Source organism: Anoxybacillus sp. ST4, from assembly GCF_019448545.1.
Classification (GTDB): Bacteria; Bacillota; Bacilli; order Bacillales; family Anoxybacillaceae; genus Anoxybacillus; species Anoxybacillus pushchinoensis.
On the sequence record NZ_JAHZOE010000070.1, the window covers coordinates 1 to 639 of the forward strand.

General features: G+C 47.4%; 1 protein-coding gene. It reads right to left on the minus strand.

The genetic code is table 11. From position 1 onward, the window contains the following. Positions 1 to 639, minus strand: a 639-nt coding sequence (locus K1I44_RS15010) for a UPF0236 family transposase-like protein (protein WP_219986630.1), incomplete at both ends; no start/stop codon positions are given.

Here is a 639-nt window from a genome sequence, read left to right on the forward strand (position 1 = left end):
TCAACCATACGCGATAGTCACGTAAACATCCTGGTATCTCCTCGATTCGACGAACAAGCGCCTCGAGTTGCTTTTCCTTCTCCTCATGTTCTAACGTACCGATGGCACTTGTGAGTTCTCGTAACACACCTTCTTCATCCCATGATGCTAACTTCTTTCGAATCACCCGATATCTCGCATGACCTCGGAACAATTGACGAATCTCTCTTGCCACATGGAACCGATCAAGCTGAAAGTACCCCCTGTCCCCGAAATATTCTCGACACGCTGTAATCCATGGGGCTCCATCTCCATTGATGACCACCCAATCCTCAAACGGATCATAGCTGTATTCCTTCATCAGAAAATTCTCTACAGCTTCCCAAATCGGTTCATTCGTTTGATGAACCATATACCGTCGATTCACTAAGGATACGCGTTTCCCGTTTTTCTCCCATCCTTGGTGAATCGTGATGATCTTTTCTTCTTTTCCTTTGATGCGGCTTCGTTGACGTTTCACGTACAACCCGTCTGCTTCGATAAAAAACACGCGCCCTTTTTTCTCCATCGCACGGTGCCCTTCCACCTCTGCCTCGATGATGGACTGGCGAATCGTTTCGTGACTCATACATGCATACCCCACCAGCTTTTCAAGCGACT